Genomic DNA, 20,148 nt, shown 5'->3' with positions numbered 1-20,148 from the left:
CGCTGACATCCGTAACGCGCTAATGCTGCGCAGACCGTCGCGCGCTCAAGCCTCGGCGCTCGTTGGCGCTACGCCCTCGCTTCTCACGACAAGACATAACCAGGGACCTCACCTCATGCTTGCCCGCATCACCCGTCTCTTTCCGCTTTGGGCCGTGCTCATCTCAGTGGCCGCGTATTTTTCACCAGCTTCGTTTGCCGGCATTGCGCCGCACGTCACCACGCTTTTGACCATCATCATGCTGGCGATGGGCGTCACGCTATCCGTCGCGGACTTTCAGCGCGTCTTCACGCGGCCCGCGCCGGTGATCGCGGGCATTGTGCTGCATTACCTCGTGATGCCGCTCGCCGCCTGGGTGATTGCGAAGGCGTTGCGCATGCCGCCCGATCTGACCGCCGGCATGGTGCTGGTCGGCAGCGTGGCGAGCGGCACCGCGTCGAACGTGATGATTTATCTGGCGCGCGGCGACGTCGCGCTCTCCGTCACGATCAGCGCGTTGTCCACTCTCGTCGGCGTATTCGCAACGCCGCTGCTCACGCGCCTTTACGTGGATGCCTCGATCGCCGTCGACGTCCACGGCATGTTGATGAGCATTCTGCAAATCGTCGCGCTGCCGATTGTGGTCGGTCTGGTCGTGAACCATCTGTTCGGCAAGGCGGTTCGCAAGGTCGAGCCCGTGCTGCCGCTGGTGTCGATGGTCGCGATTCTGCTGATCATCGGCGCGGTGGTGGGCGGCACGCAAAAGAGCATTGCATCGGTCGGCCTCGTCGTGATGCTCGGCGTGGTGCTGCATAACGGCATCGGTCTGCTCGGCGGTTATTGGGGCGGCCGCCTGCTCGGTTTCGACGAGGCTGTCTGCCGCACGCTCGCCATCGAAGTCGGCATGCAGAATTCGGGCCTCGCGGCGACGCTCGGCAAACTCTACTTCACGCCGATCGCCGCGTTGCCGGGCGCGTTGTTTTCGGTGTGGCACAACCTGTCGGGCTCGCTGCTGGCCGGCTTCTGGGCAGGACGTCCGGCGCGAGGCTCGACGCATGCCGACGGCGAACGCGTGGTCGACGCAGAGCGGGTTTGACGCGCTGCGGCCGCGCCAACCACGGTTCGGCTAACGGCTATCGCCTGCTGAACGCCGAACCCGCCCGACGCACAGAGGCCATTGCGCGACGAAGCTTCGACTAACCGCGAGCGCCTGGCGAACACCGTACACCGGACACGTCCGGCGCGTCACCCGCCTTCGACTCTCGGCGATCGCCAGCACATCGGCCATCGCCGCCGACCTCCTTCACCGCCAGCGGACCACGCTCGATAAGCGCCGCCTGATCTTACCGACCGCAGGCCCCGCTTCGTGCAGCGGTGCACAGCCCGGCGGCGCGATTCCCCTTAGAATGGATTTCCCGGCAGCGTGCGTCCAGTCACCGCGCCGCCGCACGAAAAGCCTGAACAACAAAGGGGAAGAAGCGTGCAGTGGCATTCACAACAAAAGCAGACCGCAATGCAGCGCAAGCGCGCAATCGGTTCCGCCAGACATTTGTTCCTGCTGTGTTGCGCGTCGGCATTTCTGACCGCGTGCGCAACCAGGCCGCCCGCCACCGCGTTCGACCGCCCGGTCACTCACGCGCTGCCCGCCACCACGACCACGCCGCTTCGCACAGCGCTCCTGCCGCTCGAAGCCGCTCATCCTGGCGAGTCGGGTTTTCGCGTGCTCTCGAGCGGGACCGATGCCTTGCAGATGCGCATCGCACTCGCCCGCGCGGCGACGAAAACGCTCGACATGCAGTACTACATCGCCAACGAGGACACCACCGGCAAGCTGCTGCTCGGCGCGGCGCTCTACGCAGCGGATCACGGCGTGCGCGTGCGCATGCTGGTCGACGACCTGAATTTCAAGGACATCGACCGCCTCATGGCGGGCCTCAATTCGCATCAGAACATCGAGATTCGCGTCTTCAATCCGTTCGGCAGCGCGCACGAGGGCGTGTTCGAACGCACCACGAATCTGTTTACGCAGATCGGCCACTTCACGCGCCGCATGCACAACAAGGCGATGATCGCGGATAACCAGTTGGCGATTGTCGGCGGCCGCAATCTCGGCGACGAATACTTCAGCGCAAGCGAGGTGCTGCAGTTCCGCGACATCGACGTGCTCGCCGCCGGCCCGATCACCGCCGATGTCTCCGCAAGCTTCGACGACTACTGGAACAGCAGTCTCGCGTATCCGCTGCGCGCCCTGAACAAGCAGAAATTCGCCCCGCAGGAGCTCGACCAGACGCGCGACGATCTTCGCCACCACTGGCGCACGAATGCCGACCCATACAACGCGAAGCCGTTGAACGCCACGCCGCTCGCCGCACAGATCGCCGGCAGGCAGCTCGGCCTGACATGGGCGCAAGCGGAGTTCGAGGCGGATCAGCCGGAGAAAATCGAGAACCCGTCGCCGGATTACGTCAGTCCGCCCATGAAACGGCTGGGCGAACTGATGAAGGACGCGCACAAGGATTTCCTGATCGTGTCGCCCTACTTCGTCCCACACGATGCGGGCGTCAAGGCGCTCGGCGAACTCACTCACCGTGGCGTGCGTGTAGCTATCCTGACGAATTCGCTTGCCGCCACCGATGCAGTCGCCGTGCAGGCCGGCTACAGTCCGTTTCGCGTGCCGCTGCTCAGGCAGGGCGTCGAACTATATGAATTCCGGCCACGCCAGGAAACGCCGCCGGCGGGCTTCGCCGGGTCGCGATCGCGCGCGAGCCTGCATGCGAAGACCTATGTAATCGACCGCCGCATTCTCGTGATCGGGTCGATGAATCTCGATCCGCGCTCGGCGCATCTGAATACTGAACTCGCGCTCGTGATCCACAGTCCGCAACTCGCGTCGCAGGTCGCCGACGGCTTCGAACGCGCGATCCGTCCCGAACAAAGCTATCGCGTCACACTGGCCGACGACGCCCAACTCGCCTACCTGCGTTCGATCGGCGCGCCGCTGTCGCCGCTCGTGTGGACGGATGTGGAGAACGGCGCGCCCCGCACGTACATTTTCGACCCGCAGGCGGGGTTATACCGGAATGCGCTAACCGGGCTATTCTCCCTATTGCCGGTCAACGCAGAACTTTAACGCGGAGCTGAACATGACTGAAGACGTACGAATGGAGCGCGACACGTTCGGTGAAATCACCGTGCCGAATGCCCGCCTGTGGGGCGCGCAAACGCAGCGCTCGCTGCAGAACTTCCGCATTTCCACCGAGAAGCAGTCGCCCGAACTGATCACCGCGCTCGCCGTCATCAAGCGCGCCGCGGCCGAGGTGAATCTGGGCCTCGGCATGCTCGACGAAAGCAAGGCGCGCGCGATCATGCAGGCAGCCGACGAGATCATCGACGGCAAGCATGCCGAAGAATTTCCGCTCGCGGTCTGGCAGACCGGCTCCGGTACGCAGACCAATATGAACCTGAACGAGGTGATCGCGAATCGCGCGAGCGAGCTGCTCGGCGGCGAGCGCGGCGAGGCGCGCAAAGTCCATCCGAACGACGACGTGAATCGCGGGCAATCGTCGAACGACGTGTTTCCTACGGCCATGCACGTGGCCGCCGCGCATGGCATCGTCAAGCATCTGCTGCCCGCGTTGAAGACGCTGCGCGATACGCTCGACGGCAAGGCTAAAGCGTTCGCCGACATCGTCAAGATCGGCCGCACGCATTTGCAGGACGCTACGCCGCTCACGCTCGGCCAGGAGTTTTCGGGCTATGTGGCGCAGCTCGACCAGGGCATCCGTCATGTCGAATCGGCGTTGCCGCATCTGTATGAACTGGCTCAGGGCGGCACGGCAGTGGGCACCGGCCTGAACGCGCATCCGCAGTTCGCGCAGAAAGTCGCGGCGGCGATTGCGCAGCTGACCGGCGTGCCGTTCGTTTCGGCGGCCAACAAGTTCGAGGTGATGGCCGCCGCCGACGCGCTCGTGTTCGCGCACGGCGCGCTGAAGACGGTGGCCGCGAGCCTGAACAAGATCGCGAACGACATCCGCTGGCTCGCGAGCGGCCCGCGCTGCGGGCTTGGCGAGCTGTCCATTCCGGAGAACGAGCCCGGCAGCTCGATCATGCCGGGCAAGGTCAACCCGACGCAGTCCGAAGCCTTGACGATGCTCTGCGCGCAGGTGTTCGGCAACGACGTCGCGGTGAACATCGGCGGCGCGAGCGGCAACTTCGAACTGAACGTGTTCCGCCCGATGATCGCGCACAACGTGCTGCAATCCATCCGTCTGCTGACTGACGGCGCGCATAGTTTCAACGAGAACTGCGCGGTCGGCATCGAGCCGAATCGCGAGCGGATCGACACGCTGCTCAACGAGTCGCTGATGCTCGTGACGGCGCTCAATCCGCACATCGGCTATGACAAGGCCGCGCAGATCGCGAAGAAGGCGCATAAGGAAGGCACCACGCTGAAAGCCGCCGCGCTCGCGCTCGGCCATGTGACCGGGCAGCAATTTGACGAATGGGTGCGGCCGGGGGATATGGTGGGGCACTCGGCGCCGTGATGGGCGCCTGGTGATGGGCGCCTGGTGTTGGGCGGCTCGGGGCGAGTCTGGGGCGAGTCGCCCGGGTTGGGGCTGCGGGCTTTGAACTGCGGGTTTTGAACTGCGGGGCTTGAACTGCGGTTAGCGAGCCGCAGCCTCGCAGCCTGGCGCTCACCGCCGGCACGCTTCGTTTCTCAGATCTTGCCCTGCGCCACTTCTTCAGGCTTGAGTTCAACGATGGCGTCGAGCGCTTCTTTCACGTCCATCGCGTACCTGGCGAGGCGCTTCTGCTCGTCGGTTTCCGGCATGAACGACGGCACCTGCACCGGGTGGCCGTTCTCGTTGACGGCGACCATCACGACGAGGCAATCCGTGGTCTGCAGCAGCTCGCCGCCCTTCGGGTCGCCGGCCTGCACCGACACGTGAATGTGCATGCTGGTGCGCCCCGTCGCCACGACGCGTGCGCGCAGTTCGACGAGATTGCCGACCAGAATCGGCCGACGAAAACGGATATTGCCAACGCTCACCGTCACGCAATAACGCCCCGACCATACGGCCGCGCACGCATACGCGGTTTCGTCGATCCATTTCATCAGCGCGCCGCCGTGCACCTTGCCGCCGAAGTTAACCGAGCTGGGTTCGGCGAGAAAACGAAATGTGGTTTCGGAACGGTCCAGCGGCGCTGAGGGATGGCTGCTCATCTTGACTCCGGTCAATCGGATGCATTGAAAGGAGGCGATTATACGAGGGCAATATTGACAGCGTGGGCACTTATCGGTCGCGTGCCGCGGCTGGCCGCCGTAGGTCAACTGCAACCGTCCTCGCAGCCGCCGAAGCATTCAGCCCGCTTCGAAGCCGATGCCGTCCGCGGCGATGACGCCGCGCGCCGGCGGCGTCATCGCCGACATGAAGCGTTCCCGATACTCGAGCGGCAGCACGCCGAAGCGCCGCACGAACGCGCGCCGCAAGTTCTGCTCGCTGCCGAAACCGCAGTCGAGTGCGATCCGCTTGAGAGGCCGGCGCGATTCGGCCAGCGCCTGCGAAGCTGCTTCGAGACGCAGCGCCGACACGGTTTTGGCCGGCGTGCGCCCCACTTCGTCGACGTAGCGGCGCGCGAAAGTGCGCGGCGTCATCCGCGCGCGCTCGGCAAGCCGCTCGACCGTCAGATCTTCCCGCAGATGCGCGGCCATCCAGCTATGCAAGGCTTCGAACGGCCCGCCCGCCGACGCCTGCGCCGCCAGCGCCGCGCTGAACTGCGACTGCCCGCCGGGCCGCTTCATGAAGACGACGAGCCGCCGCGCAGCCTGCATCGCAACTGCATGACCCAGGTCTTCTTCGATCAGCGCAAGCGCGAGATCGATCCCCGCGGTCACGCCCGCGGAGGTCCAGATGACGCCGTGATGCTGGCTTGCGCTGCCGGCTGCGCCGGCGCCAGCGCCGGCGTCGCGGATGAAAATCGGATCGGCATCCACCTGCACATTCGGAAAGCGGCGCGCGAGTTGCGCCGCTTCGCGCCAATGCGTGGTCGCACGCCGGCCGTCGAGCAGTCCGGCTGCCGCCAGGTAAAACGCGCCCGTACACACCGAACACACACGGCGGGCGCGCGGCGCGTTGCGCCGGATCCATGCGACCAGTTCGGGCTGCAGCGTGCAGTGCGGGTCGATGGGAACGCCGGGGACGATCAGCGTGTCGATCGGCTCGGCGTCGAGCGAATCGAGCCGTTCCGTGACGACCGGCAAGCCGGGGAACGTCTGAAGAACGCCGCCGTCGATGGACGCAATCGTCGTGCGGTAGGCTACAGGGCGCGTAGGTGGCGACGCTGGCGTCGACAACGCGCTATGGGTGTTGCTGTTGGTGTTGCCCGTGCCGGTGCGATTGCCGGTACCCGCGCTGGCGCTGGCGCTGCCGGTGCTGGTGCTGGTGCTGGTGCTGGTGCTGGTGCTGGTGCTGGTGCTGGTGCTGGTGCCGGTGCCGGTGCCGGTGCCGGTGCCGTTGCCCTTGCCGTGGCCGTGGCCGTGGCCCTTGCCGTGGCCGGGGCCGTGGCCGTGGCCATGGCCATGGCCATGATCCTGCCCATGACCGCCGCCCTCAGCCATAGCCAATTCCGCGCGCCAGAAAGCCTCCAGCGGGCCGCATGCGTCGAGCAGCACGAGATCGGGCGCGACGGCGAACACGACATGACGCACGCCCATCACGCGACTCCCGGGGCCGCGCGGCGCTTCGACGCGCGCGCGTAGGCCAGTGTGGCAAGCGCCGCTACACCGAGCAGCGGAAAGATAGCCGCATTGATCGTCGCCCAACCGAAGCGCGTCAGCAATTGCCCGGCGAACAGCGAACCGAGCGCGGAACACGCAAAGGTCGTGAATTCGCTGGTGGCCTGAGTCTTGGCGCGTTCGGACGGCCGGTACGATTGCGCGAGCAGCGTCGAGCCGCCGACGAACATGAAGTTCCAGCCGACACCGAGACACGCGAGCGCGGCATAGAAATGCGGAAGATCCGTCGAACGCAGCGCGAAAACGCCGCACAGAGCCGACAGCACAATGCCCGCACCAATCACCGGCAACACGCCAAAGCGCTTGATGAGCCGGGCAGAAAACAGCGACGGCGCGAACATGCCGACCAGATGCCACTGAATGATCGCCGCACCGTCGCCGATGCTGTGTCCACATGCGACCGCCGCAATCGGCGTCGCGGTCATCACGAACATCATGACGGCATAGCCGAGCGCATTGTTGGCGAGCGCCGCCGCGAAGATCGGCTGACGCACGATCTCCCCGAGGGGCCGCGCGGCGTCATGGGGCGTCGCCGCGGCGGGCGCGGGCGCGATGTCGCGATAAAGCAGCATCAGCAGCACTATCGACGCGAGCCCGAGCCCGGTCACGAGCGCATACGAGCCCGCGAACGCCACCGGCGCGAGCCAGTCCTTGCTCCACGCGGCGAGCAGCGGCCCACACACGGCGGCGACCACGCCGCCGGTGAGCACCGTCGAGATAGCGCGGCTCTTGGCGTCGAGTCCGACGGCGTCGGCGGCGGCGAGCCGGTAGTACTGCGCGAACGCCTGGAACACGCCGACCGTCGCGGTCCCCGCGCAAAAAGCCCAGAAGTCGTGGTGAAAGATCGCCCATACCGACACCGCGCCGCCCAGCGCGCCGACACCCGCTCCGAGAACGAAACCGGCGCGGCGGCCAATGCGCGCCATCAGGAAGGACGCGAAGATGGTCGTGAGCGCGGCGGCCACGGTGATCAGCGAGAAAGGCAGTGTGGCGAGCGCTTTGTCGTCAGCGAGCGTGTAGCCGACCAGACCCGTCAGCGTGAGATCGATCGACACCGACGACGTGTACAACGCCTGGCAAACAGCCAGTACGCGTGCCGCGCGGCGGCCGTGTGGATCGGGGCCGCGCAGGTTTGCTGGCTGGTCTGGGAACGTCGAGGCTGTGCTGGTCGGGCTGGCAGAAGTGGCAAGCGGCATGGATCGGTCCCGGGCGGCGGAATGGGCTTTGGCGGTCACTGCGGTCGCTGCGGTCACCGCGGTTATGGCGGCTAAAGCGGCCGCAGCCGCCTTTCCAGCCGCCTGACCGGGTGGCATGAATGACGAAAACCCCATCGTCACATGTCCGCGCGTGGCAGTCATGACAATGATGCATCACTTACTGCCATTTCAGCCACACCGGAACCGCGGAAGCCTGCTGCGGCCAGCCGATCCGTTACTTGTGGAAAGTAATGCCTTCGTCGATCGTGCCGTACATCGTCACGCTGCCGCCGCCGGACGCCGCGCCGCCCTGCGCGCATGCACCCAGCAACATGATCGACGCCACCAAGGCCAATACAATTTTCATAACTGCGTTTCCTGCAAAGACAGGCGTCGATTCTAGCCTGGCGGCGCGCGCGCTCGCGCAAGCGGATGGCTGTTGGGCTGGGCTGGCGGGCCGGTGGGGCTCGCGGGCTCGCGGGGCTCGCGGGGCTCGCAGGGCTCGTGGGCTGGTGGGCTGGTGGGCTCGTGGGCTGTTGGACTCCCGAGCTCCCGGGCTCCCGGCCTGCTTCGCTGCTGGGCTGTCAGACCGACGGTCCGTGGGCCTGCCACCCTGTCTGTTGAACTGTCCCCCTGGCAGTCAGCGGCGTTGGCTGACCAAGCCGGATTTTCGTAGCGGCCGCAATCGACCGTTCACGCTAAGCTGAAACATCGAGTGAACGCGCCGCGTACAGTGACTGCATCACGCTTTGCGCGGCCCGCGCAGCGCAGACTCGACTGACCATGGAGTGCCCTATGTCCGCCATCCTCGCAGACGAACACAATCACTTTCCCGGCCTGAGCCGGATCGGCGCGCTGCTCGCGGATCCCGGCCGCGCAGCCATGCTGTGGGCGCTGATGGACGGCAGCGCCCGCCCCGCCGGTGAATTGACGATGATCGCGGGACTGTCGCCGTCGGCGGCCAGCGCCCATCTCGCGCGTCTGACCGAGGGCGGCCTGCTCGCGCTCGAAGTGCGCGGGCGGCATCGATACTTCCGCATTGCGTCGGCGGATATCGCGGCGTCCATAGAAGCGCTCGCCAACGTCGCGCAAGTCAGCGCGCCGCAACGTCCGACGCCGCGCCCCGCGCGCACCGTGCCAACCGAAATGCGCTACGCGCGCACCTGCTACGACCACATGGCCGGGGAATTGTCCGTGCGAGTGTTCGAGCGGCTCGTCGAGCGCGGGCTGCTGAGCCTGCAAGGCACATCGCTCGAAGCCACGCCGGAAGGCGCTGCCCGCTTTACCGACTGGGGCATCGACCTGTCGGCGCAGCGCAGCCGCCGGCGCCGCTTCGCCTGCACCTGTCCCGACTGGAGCGAGCGCCGCCCGCATCTCGGCGGCGCGCTCGGCGCGGCGTTGCTGGAGTCGTGGGCGGCTCGCGGCTGGGTCGAGCGAACCGAGCGGCCGCGTATTCTGCGGATCACGCCGGCGGGTCATCGGCATTTCGACGCGTTTCTGGCGCAGTGAGCGAGGCGGCGAAGTAACGGCAAGCCGCGTGGAAGAGTCTGACGAAGCCCATCGAGACCTTTTGTTACCGCTGGCGAGCCGGCCTTACAAATGTGGGGGCCTTGAAACAGGCGGCGCGGGTAGAGTGATTCACGGACACCGCATCTTCATGCGTCCGTCGGAGCACAAGACATGAGAGCCATAACCCCACGCTTACCGTCAGGACATCGCCCGGTTGGCTACACGCTGATCGCCACGGCGGCGCTTCTGTTCGCGACTCAGTGCGCGCTCGCGCAGCAGGCCGTCCCCGCGCCGCAAGGCGTGGCCACGCAGAACACGGATCCGCCGGGACGCGTCGCGCGTCTGAACTACATGGCCGGAACCGTGACGACGGAGCCCGCAGGCGCCGCCGACTGGTCGTACGCCCAGATCAACCGGCCGCTCACCACCGGCGACCAGTTGTGGAACGATCAGAACGCACGCTCCGAACTGCATATCGGCTCGACGGCCGTGCGGCTCGGCCAGTCCACCAGCCTCGACCTGCTCAATCTCGACGACAACAGCGCACAACTCAAGGTCGCGCAAGGCACGCTGTCGGCGCATGTGCGGGAACTGCCGCCGGGTTCGTCGTATGAGATCGACACGCCTAACCTCGCGCTCGGGCTGAACGGGCCGGGCGACTATCGCGTCGACGTCGCGCCGGACGGCAGCAGCACCACCGTCACGGTACGCAGCGGCAGCGCGACGGCTTACGGCGACGGCACTCAGATGCCGATCGCCGCAGGACAGTCGATGCGCTTTGCCGGCACCGGTCTACAGACGCTCGCCGGGAACGGCGCACCGGGCCCTGACGCCTTCGATCAATGGACCGCGAGCCGCGACGCCGCCGAGGACCGCTCGGTGTCGGCACGGTATGTCTCGCGCGAAATCCCGGGTTACCAAGACCTCGACGCCAACGGCACATGGCGCAGCAGCGCGCAGTACGGCGAAGTGTGGATGCCGCGCGCGACGCCCGCCGGCTGGGCGCCCTACCATGACGGCCACTGGGTATGGCAGGCGCCGTGGGGCTGGACCTGGGTCGACGACGCGCCGTGGGGCTTCGCGCCCTACCACTATGGCCGCTGGGCTTATGTCGACGATTCCTGGGCCTGGGTGCCCGGCCCCGTCGTGGTGAACGCGCCGCCGGTCTATGCGCCGGCGTTGGTGGCGTTTGTCGGCGGCGGCGGCGGGGTCGACTGGGGCGTGAATCTGGCGATCGGCGGCGCGTTGGCGGCGGGCGTCGCGTGGTTCCCGCTCGGCCCCGGGGAACGGTGGCATCCGCAATGGGGCGGCCGCGACAACTGGAGCCCGCGCTACTACGAACGCGTCAATCAGACGACGGTCGTCAACAACTACAACATCACCAACGTCCACAACACGTACATCAACTATCGGGCGCCGCGAGCCGTGACCGCGGTGCCGGCGACGGCTTTCGTGCACGGACAGCCAGTCGGACGCTTTGCGCAGAGGGTGGATCCGGCACAGTGGCGCAACGCCCGCATCAACCCGGGTGCGCCGGGCATCGCGCCGGTGCGCGAGAGTTTCGGACCCGGCCAGCGCAACGCGAATTACCGGCCGCCAGCGCAGGTCATGACGCGTCCGGTGGTGGCCACGCGCAGTCCGTCATTGCCGCCCGCCTATCGCGACGGCCTCGCCCAGCGTTTCGCGCAAAGCGGTGGCCGCGTGCCTGGCGCGGGGCAGCCGATCGTGCGGACGTCGGTGCCGGCACACTTCGCCGGCGGACCCGGTGCGTCGCCAGTGCAGAACGTGCGGGTGGTGCAATCGCATCTTCCAGGCCGCATGCCCGGCGCGGCAGCGGGCGCGCCGGTGCCTCAGCCGGAGCCCGGCGGACGGGCCGCGCCAGGCGTCATGAATCGCGCCCAACAAGCCGGACCCGGTCCGGGCGAGGCGCCTACCATAGGACAACCGCAGCATCCGGACATGCAGCAGGCGCGGCCCGGCATGCTTGAACAGGCGCACGGGCCGCAGCCCGGCACGGCGCGCGCACCGTCGAACGGCGTGCCGCGTCCGCCGCGTCAGAACGGAGGCAATGCGCCAGGCTTCGCACAGCAACACGGTACGGCTCAGCAAGCGGCGGCAGATGGCCGCCACGAGCCCGTGTGGACCCAGCCGCATACGCCCATGGCGCAGCAAGCGCAGCCGGGCCGGCTGCAAGGCAGTGAAGGATCGCAGAAGGCGGCGCCGGGTGCCGGACAAGCAGCTGGCGCGGACGCGAATGCAGCGATGCGCCAGCGCGAGGTGCCACATCCCGTGGAAAATCCGGCGCTGGCACAGCAGCCGCGAGCGGTGCAGGCTCAAGGGCACCAGCCGGGGCAACGGGCGCAGCAGGCGTATCAGCCGCAAGCAGTCGAGCGGCCGCAGGTTCAACAGTTGCCGCGCCAGCAGGTTCAGGCGCAGCCTCAGGAACTGCCCCGGCAGCAAATGCGCTCACAGCAGGCACAGCCGGGCCCCGACGCGCGGGTGCAGCAGCAGGCTCGTGCCGAGGTTCATCCGCAGCAGATGCAGCCGCGTCCAGAGCCGCGTCCTCGGCCACAGGTGGAGCAGCAGCCCCGTCCTGAGTTTCATCCGCAGCAGATGCAGCCGCGACCGGAACCGCGTCCTCAGCCGCAAGCGCAACAACAGCCCCGTCCGGAGTTCCATCCACAGCAGATGCAGCCGCGTCCCGAGCCGCGTCCGCAGCCGCAGGCGCAGCAGCCCCGCCCTCAGCCCCAGCCGCAGCACGGCGAACAGCATTCGGGCGGTGGCCACGACGAGCATCATCGCGGCTAACGGCGTCTCGTCTCAGACACCGCCTGCACTCGCCGGCATAAGCAAAAGCCCCCGCGACTCGCATCGCGGGGGCTTTTCATATCGCGCGCATCAAACGGCCATTGGCGCTGTCAGCGGCTCATGATGCCGGTAGCCGACCAGCGAAAAATCCGACGGCTCGATCTTCTCCAGCCATTCCGGCTCATAGACGCCGGTCTTCGCGTAGTCCGGCACGCGGTCGGAAATGGCCAGCGTGGGGCTTTCATAAGGCTCGCGCGTGAGCTGCTGCTGCAGCATGTCCAGCTGATTCTCGTAGATGTGCGCGTCGCCGATAAAGTAGATGAACCAGCGCGGCGTATAACCCGTCAGGCGGCCGACCAGATGCAGCAATGCGGCGCCCTCGGTGAGATTGAACGGCGTGCCGAGCCCGACGTCGTTGCTGCGAATGTACAGGCACAGCGAAATCTCGCGACGCGCGACGTTCGGCAGGAACTGATACAGCAGATGACAAGCCGGCAACGCGATCTGGTCCAGCACCGCCGGGTTCCACGCATGAAACAGAATGCGCCGGTCCGACGGGTTCTGCATGATCGTGTCGAGGCACTGGCGCAGCTGATCGATGGCCTTGTACAGCAGCACCTTGCGGCTGCCGTTTTCTTCGAATTCGGTGATGACATGGAAGCCTCGCGCGCTCGCGTCGGCAAGCTGGGCGCTCGCAGCGGCGTCCAGCACCTTGTAGGCCGGCCACTGGCGCCATTGCACGCCGTATACGTCGCCGAGATCGTCCGGACCCTCGCGATACGGGTTGGCGAGCCACTGCGGATTCTGATTCGCGTTCGCGTCCCACACCTTGCAGCCGAGGTCGCGGAAATCGGCCGCGCTGCGCGACGCGCGCAGGAAGCCGACGAGTTCGCCGACGGCCGATTTGAACGCGAGTTTTTTCGTCGTAACCGCCGGGAAACCCTGCTGGAGATCGAAGCGCAACATGGCGCCCGGCATGCTGATCGTGCGAATGCCGGTGCGATTCTCCTGCCACGTGCCAGTGTCGAGAATCGTGCGGACGAGGTCCAGGTATTGTTTCATGCGGGTTCCTTCGACCGGCGCGCGCCTACGCAAGCTACAGGACAAGCTGCAGGCAGCGCACCGCGAGATTGAGCGGAAAACCCGATTTTACCAAGCGCGGCCCTCCGGCGCCGACGCACACGCTACGCGCAATATGCGGAAGACGTGGGCGTTGGCCAGCCGGGAACCAGCATACGACGCAGCGGGAAACCGCGCGCGCCAGCCGCCGATTGCAACCGCCCGGCTGTTCGAGTCACCGGGACGGCCTGCACAACCGCGCGGCGCCGCCCGTCAGAGATGCGGCACCGACGCCGGCAGGCTGCCATGCGACGACGAAAGCGGCTCGCTTTCCATATGACGCATGCCATGCGAGCAGAGCAGACGGTACAGCGTGACGCGCGAAATGCCGAGCTCCTGCGCCGCGTCGCCAAGACGGCCGCGATGACGCAACAGCGCAAGTTCAATGGCCTGACGCTCGGCGGCTTCGCGCGCCTGCGCGAGCGACACCGGGACGATCTCGACATACTCGGCCAGTTCGAGATCGCGCGCCGTGATCGCGCGTCCTTCTGACATTACGATCGCCCGCCGCACGCGGTTGATGAGCTCGCGCACGTTGCCCGGCCAGCCGTAATTGTGCAGAGCCGCGATGGCGTCCGGCGCGAAACCGCGCAGCCGCCGGCTTGCGTCTTTCTTGAAACGTTCCAGCATGTGACGGGCAAGCAGCTCGATGTCCTTGCCCCGGGCGCGCAGCGGCGGTTCGTCGATCTGCAGCACGCACAGGCGGTGATACAGATCGGAGCGGAAACGTCCTTCGATCATTGCGGCCGTCATGTCCACGTGCGTCGCGGAAATGATCCGCACGTCGACGTCGATCGCGCTATGGCCGCCCAGCCGCTCGACCTTGCGCTCCTGCAGGAAGCGCAGCAGGCTCGCCTGGCTTTCCAGCGGCAGGTCGCCGATTTCGTCGAGGAAAAGCGTGCCGCCGTTGGCCGCTTCCACCCGGCCGATCTTGCGCTGGTTCGCGCCGGTGAAGGCGCCGCGTTCGTAGCCGAACAGTTCGGACTGCAGCAGGTGCGGCGGGATGGCGCCGCAGTTGATCGGCACGAACGGCGCGTTGCGCCGCGCCGAGCGTTCGTGAATCGCGACTGCCGTGAGTTCCTTGCCGGTGCCCGATTCGCCGGAGATGAAGACCGGCGCGTCCGTCATCGCGACTTTGCGGATCGAGCGGAAGAGCGCGAGCATGGCGTCGCACGAGCCGACCATTTCGCCTTCGGCGCCCTGCGAGGCGTCGTTGGACGCCGGTTCGCCTAGCGAAATCATGCCGTACGCATGACCGACGGAGTCGACGATCCGGTCGCCGGAATAAGGCACCGTCACATAGTCGAAACAATAATCGCGCACGAGCCGGCGCAGCGCCGCGTCCTGAAGTTGACCAGGCATGGTTGCGGCGACCCAGCCGACGTTGGGCATGGTCAGGCAGGATTCGAAAGCGGCGATTTCATGCGGCTGGAAATGACTGGACAGATCGAGCAGGCCACCCGCTGCCGACCCGGCGCGTACGGCCCGGCGCGCGTCGCGCGCCGATCCCACCACTTCCACATGCCAGCCGCGCTGGTGGAAGCGGGTGTTCAGCTCCGCGCTCGGCTCGCGCGAAACGTAAATCAGTTGCCGCGTTGCGGGTTCCATTATTCAGATCCTCTCGTCAACGAACGTTAAGGATGATGCACGCACCTGAACCGCAATTCAGACACGCTGGCACATTCGGGATTCGCAAATAGCAAAAACCGAACGGCCATTCCATTCCGTGCGGACAGCTGATCCCCAGAAAGCGGCGTGTGTGTTTGAGACGGCCCGTTAGCGGGCTTTTTTAAATTTGGAGCTCTTTTCCGAGAGCTTACTATACGCGCGCCGCTTGGAAAACAATTATGCGAATTTAATCCGCCTGCCCTTGCCCAGCAAGGCGCGCCGGTCGATAAATAAGTAATCAGCTTACGAATAACGAATTGAGGTCGCGCTTTTCTCATACGTAGCCGCACAGGTAGTTCGTACCGTTCCAATTACCGCTTTATAGGTATTTCCTTCTCGCCGTTTCAGACATGAAACGTTTCCAGCCGATTCTTTTAATTGGATTGCGGGAGCGGCGAGTTGCAAGCTGATGTCTCAAGGGATTTGGCGCCATGGCACGTGTTTCGCTAATGGTCATGCACGAGGAGACCGATCATGCAATTACCATTGTTGCGTGGCGATTGGACGTGGATTGTGCTTTGTGCGACGCCTTTCCCGGCATTGCGCCAGGCTGCGGGTGCCGCGGGACCGCATCCGCCGCCGAATCGCGCGTGCGGCTCAAGTGCGACGGTGCGGCCGCCGCAACACAAGCTCGCGAGCGGCGCGCGCGTGACGCTATGGGACGAAATCGCACCACCGCCGCCGCCCTTGCCCTTGCCTCTGCCACTTCCGTCGGAGGCCGTCAGCAGCGTGCAGCGCGGGGCGGCGGACGATCTGCGCAAATAACCGGCGCCGCACGACACAGCCCGGCCGCGCAACCGGTGCGCGGCAGGCCACGCAGCGAACCGGCTGGCTGCGTCAGGTAGAATCGGTCCGGTTACATTCCCCCTTCCATTCGATGACGACGCTCACCCTGATCGTCGCTCGCGCCAATAACGGCGTGATCGGCCGCGACAACCAGTTGCCCTGGCGACTTCCCGAAGACCTCGCGTTTTTCAAGCGCACGACCATGGGCGCGCCCATCATCATGGGCCGCAAAACGCATGAGTCGATCGGCAGGCCGCTGCCGGGACGCCGCAACATCGTCGTGACACGTGACGCGACCCGGCGCTTCCAGGGGTGCGACGCGGCCACCACGCTTGACGAAGCGCTCAAGCTTGCCGCGCAGGATCAGGCGCCGGAAGCGTTTCTCATCGGCGGCGCGCAGCTGTATGTGGAAGGGCTGCGTCTCGCGGACAAGCTGATCGTTACCGAGATTTCGGCCGATTTTAAAGGCGACGCGACTTTCCCGGCGGTCGATCCAGACGAGTGGGAAGAGGTCGCGCACGAAACGCATCGCGCGCACGCGCCGAACGATTTCGACTATGCGTTTGTGACGTACAAGCGCAAAGGTCATTGAGTCCTGAGCGTCGTAAGCGCCGGGCGTCTGAGCGCCTGTGAGCGCCGCGAAGCACCACCAGGCGGCTCATAAAAAGCCAACGCCACGCAAGTCTGAACTGCGTGGCGTTTCTGTTTGCAGCGTCTGTGGCGCCCGGCGCGACCGAACGGGAAAACCCGCTTACTGCCCCGCGATAGTCATCCGTTCGATGAGCACCGAGCCGGTCTGCTTGGTCCCTCGCGTGATGGTATCCGCACCAATTGCGACGATATGCCGGAACATCTCCTGCAAAGTGCTCGCGACGGTGATTTCCTCGACCGGATACTGAATCTTGCCGTTCTCGACCCAGAAGCCCGACGCGCCGCGCGAATAGTCGCCCGTCACGTAGTTCACGCCCTGCCCCATCAGTTCGGTCAGCAGAAGCCCGGTGCCGAGCTTGCGCAGCATCTCCTCGAAGTCGTCCTCGGCGCGCGTGTCCGAACTCTGCAGCGACAGGTTGTGCGAGCCGCCGGCGTTGCCGGTGGTCTGCATGCCGAGCTTGCGCGCCGAATATGTCGAGAGAAAATAACCTTCTACGACGCCGTTCTTCACCACCGAGCGTTGCCGCGTGCGCACGCCTTCTTCGTCGAAAGGCGCACTGCCCATTGCGCGCGGCACATGCGGATCTTCGACGATCTGCACATGCGGCGCGAACACCGGCTTGCCGAGACTGTCGACGAGAAACGACGTCTTGCGATACAGCGCGCCGCCGCTCGTGGCCTGCACGAAGGCGCCGAGCAGACCGGCGGCGAGCGGCGCTTCGAACAGCACCGGCACCTTGCGCGTATCGAGACCGCGCGCGCCGATGCGCGCAAGCGCCCGCTGCGCCGCGTAACGGCCCACCGCTTCGGGATCTGCCAGTTGCTCAGCGTTGCGCATGGACGTGTACCAGTCGTCGCGCTGCATGTTGCGGCCGCTGCCGGCAATCGGCGCGCACGCGATGTAATGGCGCGAGTACGGATAGCCCGCGAGAAAACCGCGCGACGTGGCCAGCACGAACTGCGAATGCTGCGCCGACACGCTCGCGCCTTCCGAATTCCTGATCTGCGGATCGGTCGCGAAGGCGGCGTCTTCCGCGCGGCGGGCAATTTCCACGGCTTCGTCGGCGGACAGATTCCACGGGTGATACAGGTCGAGATCGCGTGGCTCCGTTTCGAGCAATTCGGCTTCGGCGAGACCCGCGCAATCGTCTTCCGCGGTGAAGCGGGCAATGTTGTATGCAGCCGCGACCGTGTCCTTCAACGCCTGCGACGAGAAGTCCGAGGTGCTCGCATTGCCGCGCTTGTTGCCGATGAACACCGTCACGCCGACCATCTTGTCGCGGTTGTGCTCGATCGTCTCGACTTCGCCGCGCCGCACGGAGACGGACAGCCCGTCGCCTTCGGAAATTTCGGTCGCCGCGTCCGTGCCGCCGAGCGACTTCGCGTGACGAAGGATGTCCGAGGCGATTTCCTTCAGTTCATCCTGGGTATGCGGAAAAAAGCGCTGCTTGACGTCCATGTCTGCTGCCATTGTCGTTGCCGTCCTTTGGGGGCCGAGCGGCCCGGTGTTCGTCCATGCGCGCGTCGCACAGGCCGCGCGACCCGCGTGCGCCTCGTGTGCGCCTATTGCGAATGACACACGCATGAGCATCGTTGAAGCATCCCGCGATCATAGCAAGCTAAGCGCTGGCGCACCTGGCATTCGCAGCACGGTTTTTCGCACGCACGCGCCGCTGCCGGCGCCGCCGCGGCGGGTTTGCCGGGCCCGGCACGCTACAATATCGGCATGACACGCAAAACCCGCATTCAACCCATCGAATCCGCCGAGCCGGAAGTCGACGAGAACGGCTACGACCGTCCAAGCAAGTCCCAGTTGAAGCGCGAAATGCACGCGCTGCAGGAACTGGGCGAGGCGCTGATCGCGCTGCCCAAAGACGCGCTCAAGCGCATGCCGATGCCCGAGAAGCTCGACGACGCAGTGCGCGAGGCGCGCCGCATTACCGACCACGAAGGCAAGCGCCGTCAGCTTCAGTACGTGGGCCGCGTGATGCGCTCGCTGCTCGACGAGGAAACCGCCGCGCTGCGCACCGCGCTCGACACGTACAACGGCATCAACAAGGCGGAAACGGCTAGGCTGCACTGGATCGAGCGCACGCGCGAAAAACTGCTCGCCGACGACGCCGCGCTTACCGAGTTCATCCGCCAGCATCCGGACGCCGATCCGCAGCAAGGCCGCACGCTGATTCGCAACGCTCGCAAGGAAGCGCAGCAGAACAAGCCGCCGCGCTACTTCCGCGAACTGTTCCAGTGGATCAAGAACGCGGACGGCCCCGCGGCTTCGACCGACTCCGCTCATGACGACGCTGAGGAAGACGACGATGACGACCGCGACGCCTGATTCCATTCAGAAGCTCAAGCGCAGCCACCCGGACGAGATTCTGATCGGCCTCGTGTCGATCAGCGACCGCGCATCCACCGGCGTATATGAGGACAAGGGCATTCCGGCCTTGCGGGAATGGCTGGGCGCCGCGTTGAGTTCGCCGTGGCAAGTCGTCACGCGGCTGATTCAGGACGACGCGCCGACCATTTCCGCGACGCTCACTGAGTTGGTCGACGAAGTCGGTTGTGATCTCGTGCTGACCACGGGCGGCACCGGCCCCTCCCGCCGCGATGTGACGCCGGAGGCCACACTGGCGGTGGCCACCAAAGAAATGCCGGGATTCGGCGAGCAGATGCGGCAGATCAGCCTGAATTTTGTGCCGACCGCGATCCTGTCGCGCCAGGTGGCGGTGATCCGCGAGACGGCGGACCACGCGGCTTTGATCATCAATCTGCCGGGCCAGCCGAAGTCGATCAAGGAAACGCTGGAAGGCTTGCGCGATGCCGAAGCTGGCGGTGCGGTGAAGGTGCCGGGCATCTTCGCCGCAGTGCCTTACTGCATCGATCTTATCGGCGGGCCGTATGTCGAGACCAACGCCGAAATCGTGAAAGCGTTCCGGCCGAAGAACGCGGTACGCGCGCCCCGACCGGCCTGACTTTGGTCGCGCGGCTTACTCGGCGTTCATCGAAGCGTCGGGCGGCGGCGGAATGAGGAAGTGCTCGCGGTAATACTTCAGCTCGTCGATCGATTCGTGGATGTCGGCCAGCGCCGTGTGCATCGCGCGCTTCTGGAAACCTTTGTAGATGGTCGGCTGCCAGCGGCGGCACAGCTCCTTGAGCGTGCTGACGTCGAGATTGCGGTAATGGAAAAAGGTCTCGAGCTCAGGCATCCAGCGCGCCATGAAGCGCCGGTCCTGGCAGATCGAGTTGCCGCACATCGGCGATTTGCCCGGAGGAACATACGCGCTGAGAAAATCGCGGATCAGGACGATGGCATCGGCTTCAGTCACCGTCGAGGCCTTCACGCGGTCAATCAGCCCCGACCGCCCATGCGTGTTCTGATTCCACTGGTCCATTTTGGCGAGCGTCTCGTCGCTCTGATGAATAGCCAGAACCGGGCCTTCGGCCATTCTGTCGAGCGTCGAATTCGTCACCACCACCGCGATTTCGATGATGCGGTCATTGTCCGGGTCGAGCCCGGTCATTTCCATGTCCAGCCAGACGAGATTCATGTCGCTGCGCACGAGCGGCGGCTGCTGGGCGGATTCGAGGATGTCAGTCATGAAGGCAACCCTGATGGCCGGGCCGAAAGCTTTT

The 20,148-nt window shown here is 65.7% G+C and carries 16 protein-coding genes; 8 read left to right on the top strand and 8 right to left on the bottom strand.

What is annotated here, in order from left to right:
- Positions 1-115 precede the first annotated feature (115 nt).
- The 3 genes from panS (at position 116) to fumC (ending at position 4,523) form a co-directional block, all read left to right on the top strand.
- A complete protein-coding gene (gene panS / locus A3AC_RS0117200; RefSeq protein WP_025600351.1) occupies positions 116-1,075 on the top strand; it encodes a ketopantoate/pantoate/pantothenate transporter PanS in 960 nt (319 codons plus the stop codon).
- Positions 1,076-1,492: 417 nt separating this feature from the next.
- Complete coding sequence (locus A3AC_RS0117195; RefSeq protein WP_051361646.1) at positions 1,493-3,109, top strand: phospholipase D family protein; 1,617 nt, start codon at positions 1,493-1,495, stop codon at positions 3,107-3,109.
- Between the two features lie 13 nt (positions 3,110-3,122).
- A complete protein-coding gene (gene fumC / locus A3AC_RS0117190) occupies positions 3,123-4,523 on the top strand; it encodes a class II fumarate hydratase (protein ID WP_025600348.1) in 1,401 nt (466 codons plus the stop codon).
- A 173-nt stretch (positions 4,524-4,696) separates the two neighbouring features.
- Here the strand turns inward: fumC and A3AC_RS0117185 are convergent, their stop codons facing one another.
- The 4 genes from A3AC_RS0117185 to A3AC_RS31185 form a co-directional block, all read right to left on the bottom strand.
- Positions 4,697-5,203 (bottom strand): acyl-CoA thioesterase, encoded by a 507-nt coding sequence (locus A3AC_RS0117185; protein WP_025600346.1) that lies wholly within the window; start codon positions 5,201-5,203, stop codon positions 4,697-4,699.
- A 138-nt stretch (positions 5,204-5,341) separates the two neighbouring features.
- Positions 5,342-6,694 carry a GlxA family transcriptional regulator gene (locus A3AC_RS0117180; protein WP_025600345.1) on the bottom strand — a complete coding sequence of 451 codons (1,353 nt, stop codon included), beginning with the start codon at positions 6,692-6,694 and terminating at the stop codon, positions 5,342-5,344.
- Positions 6,694-7,971, bottom strand: a complete 1,278-nt coding sequence (locus A3AC_RS0117175; protein WP_025600344.1) for an MFS transporter — start codon at positions 7,969-7,971, stop codon at positions 6,694-6,696. Before A3AC_RS0117175 ends, A3AC_RS0117180 begins: the two co-directional genes overlap by 1 nt.
- Before the next feature lie 235 nt (positions 7,972-8,206).
- A complete protein-coding gene (locus A3AC_RS31185; RefSeq protein ID WP_269664706.1) occupies positions 8,207-8,338 on the bottom strand; it encodes a hypothetical protein in 132 nt (43 codons plus the stop codon).
- A gap of 428 nt (positions 8,339-8,766) precedes the next feature.
- Between A3AC_RS31185 and A3AC_RS0117165 the strand changes: the two genes are divergently transcribed.
- Together A3AC_RS0117165 and A3AC_RS0117160 are read left to right on the top strand one after the other, a co-directional pair.
- Positions 8,767-9,480 (top strand): ArsR/SmtB family transcription factor, encoded by a 714-nt coding sequence (locus tag A3AC_RS0117165; RefSeq protein WP_025600343.1) that lies wholly within the window; start codon positions 8,767-8,769, stop codon positions 9,478-9,480.
- Positions 9,481-9,651: 171 nt separating this feature from the next.
- Complete coding sequence (locus A3AC_RS0117160) at positions 9,652-12,288, top strand: DUF6600 domain-containing protein (protein WP_025600341.1); 2,637 nt, start codon at positions 9,652-9,654, stop codon at positions 12,286-12,288.
- Between the two features lie 90 nt (positions 12,289-12,378).
- Here the strand turns inward: A3AC_RS0117160 and A3AC_RS0117155 are convergent, their stop codons facing one another.
- Entirely contained in the window at positions 12,379-13,350 is a 972-nt protein-coding gene (locus tag A3AC_RS0117155) for a thymidylate synthase (protein ID WP_025600340.1), read from the bottom strand.
- 270 nt (positions 13,351-13,620) lie between these two features.
- On the bottom strand, positions 13,621-15,015 hold the full coding sequence (locus A3AC_RS0117150) for a sigma-54 dependent transcriptional regulator (protein WP_025600338.1): 1,395 nt from the start codon (positions 15,013-15,015) through the stop codon (positions 13,621-13,623).
- Between the two features lie 937 nt (positions 15,016-15,952).
- On the opposite strand from A3AC_RS0117150, the gene A3AC_RS0117140 reads away from it, so the two are divergent.
- Complete coding sequence (locus tag A3AC_RS0117140) at positions 15,953-16,453, top strand: dihydrofolate reductase (RefSeq protein ID WP_025600335.1); 501 nt, start codon at positions 15,953-15,955, stop codon at positions 16,451-16,453.
- Positions 16,454-16,612: 159 nt separating this feature from the next.
- On the opposite strand, the gene pmbA is transcribed toward A3AC_RS0117140, so the two are convergent.
- Entirely contained in the window at positions 16,613-17,983 is a 1,371-nt protein-coding gene (gene pmbA / locus A3AC_RS0117135; RefSeq protein ID WP_025600333.1) for a metalloprotease PmbA, read from the bottom strand.
- A gap of 255 nt (positions 17,984-18,238) precedes the next feature.
- On the opposite strand from pmbA, the gene yjgA reads away from it, so the two are divergent.
- Both yjgA and mog read left to right on the top strand, forming a co-directional pair.
- Positions 18,239-18,850, top strand: coding sequence for a ribosome biogenesis factor YjgA (yjgA, locus tag A3AC_RS0117130; RefSeq protein WP_025600332.1), 612 nt, complete (start codon positions 18,239-18,241; stop codon positions 18,848-18,850).
- Positions 18,831-19,487 (top strand): molybdopterin adenylyltransferase, encoded by a 657-nt coding sequence (gene mog / locus A3AC_RS0117125; protein ID WP_051361649.1) that lies wholly within the window; start codon positions 18,831-18,833, stop codon positions 19,485-19,487. The genes yjgA and mog overlap by 20 nt, the downstream gene beginning before the upstream one ends.
- A gap of 15 nt (positions 19,488-19,502) precedes the next feature.
- Here mog and orn read toward each other — a convergent pair whose 3' ends face one another.
- Entirely contained in the window at positions 19,503-20,114 is a 612-nt protein-coding gene (gene orn, locus A3AC_RS0117120; protein ID WP_025600327.1) for an oligoribonuclease, read from the bottom strand.
- Positions 20,115-20,148 lie beyond the last annotated feature (34 nt).

The organism is Burkholderia sp. WSM2230 (assembly GCF_000472445.1).
In the GTDB taxonomy this organism is placed as follows: domain Bacteria; phylum Pseudomonadota; class Gammaproteobacteria; order Burkholderiales; family Burkholderiaceae; genus Paraburkholderia.
This window is presented reverse-complemented; position numbering and strand designations above follow the sequence as displayed.

What these genes read in the sequence shown, in the direction of transcription:
- A3AC_RS0117195 (WP_051361646.1), top strand. Translation starts at nt 1,493, where the DNA reads ATGCAGCGCAAGCGCGCAATCGGTTCCGCCAGACATTTGTTCCTGCTG.
- A3AC_RS0117160 (WP_025600341.1), top strand. Translation starts at nt 9,652, where the DNA reads ATGAGAGCCATAACCCCACGCTTACCGTCAGGACATCGCCCGGTTGGC.
- A3AC_RS0117155 (WP_025600340.1), bottom strand. Translation starts at nt 13,350, where the DNA reads ATGAAACAATACCTGGACCTCGTCCGCACGATTCTCGACACTGGCACG.
- yjgA (WP_025600332.1), top strand. Translation starts at nt 18,239, where the DNA reads ATGACACGCAAAACCCGCATTCAACCCATCGAATCCGCCGAGCCGGAA.
- A3AC_RS0117165 (WP_025600343.1), top strand. Translation starts at nt 8,767, where the DNA reads ATGTCCGCCATCCTCGCAGACGAACACAATCACTTTCCCGGCCTGAGC.
- pmbA (WP_025600333.1), bottom strand. Translation starts at nt 17,983, where the DNA reads ATGGCAGCAGACATGGACGTCAAGCAGCGCTTTTTTCCGCATACCCAG.
- A3AC_RS0117175 (WP_025600344.1), bottom strand. Translation starts at nt 7,971, where the DNA reads ATGCCGCTTGCCACTTCTGCCAGCCCGACCAGCACAGCCTCGACGTTC.
- A3AC_RS31185 (WP_269664706.1), bottom strand. Translation starts at nt 8,338, where the DNA reads ATGAAAATTGTATTGGCCTTGGTGGCGTCGATCATGTTGCTGGGTGCA.
- A3AC_RS0117150 (WP_025600338.1), bottom strand. Translation starts at nt 15,015, where the DNA reads ATGGAACCCGCAACGCGGCAACTGATTTACGTTTCGCGCGAGCCGAGC.
- orn (WP_025600327.1), bottom strand. Translation starts at nt 20,114, where the DNA reads ATGACTGACATCCTCGAATCCGCCCAGCAGCCGCCGCTCGTGCGCAGC.
- A3AC_RS0117140 (WP_025600335.1), top strand. Translation starts at nt 15,953, where the DNA reads ATGACGACGCTCACCCTGATCGTCGCTCGCGCCAATAACGGCGTGATC.
- A3AC_RS0117185 (WP_025600346.1), bottom strand. Translation starts at nt 5,203, where the DNA reads ATGAGCAGCCATCCCTCAGCGCCGCTGGACCGTTCCGAAACCACATTT.
- A3AC_RS0117180 (WP_025600345.1), bottom strand. Translation starts at nt 6,694, where the DNA reads ATGGGCGTGCGTCATGTCGTGTTCGCCGTCGCGCCCGATCTCGTGCTG.
- mog (WP_051361649.1), top strand. Translation starts at nt 18,831, where the DNA reads ATGACGACCGCGACGCCTGATTCCATTCAGAAGCTCAAGCGCAGCCAC.
- panS (WP_025600351.1), top strand. Translation starts at nt 116, where the DNA reads ATGCTTGCCCGCATCACCCGTCTCTTTCCGCTTTGGGCCGTGCTCATC.
- fumC (WP_025600348.1), top strand. Translation starts at nt 3,123, where the DNA reads ATGACTGAAGACGTACGAATGGAGCGCGACACGTTCGGTGAAATCACC.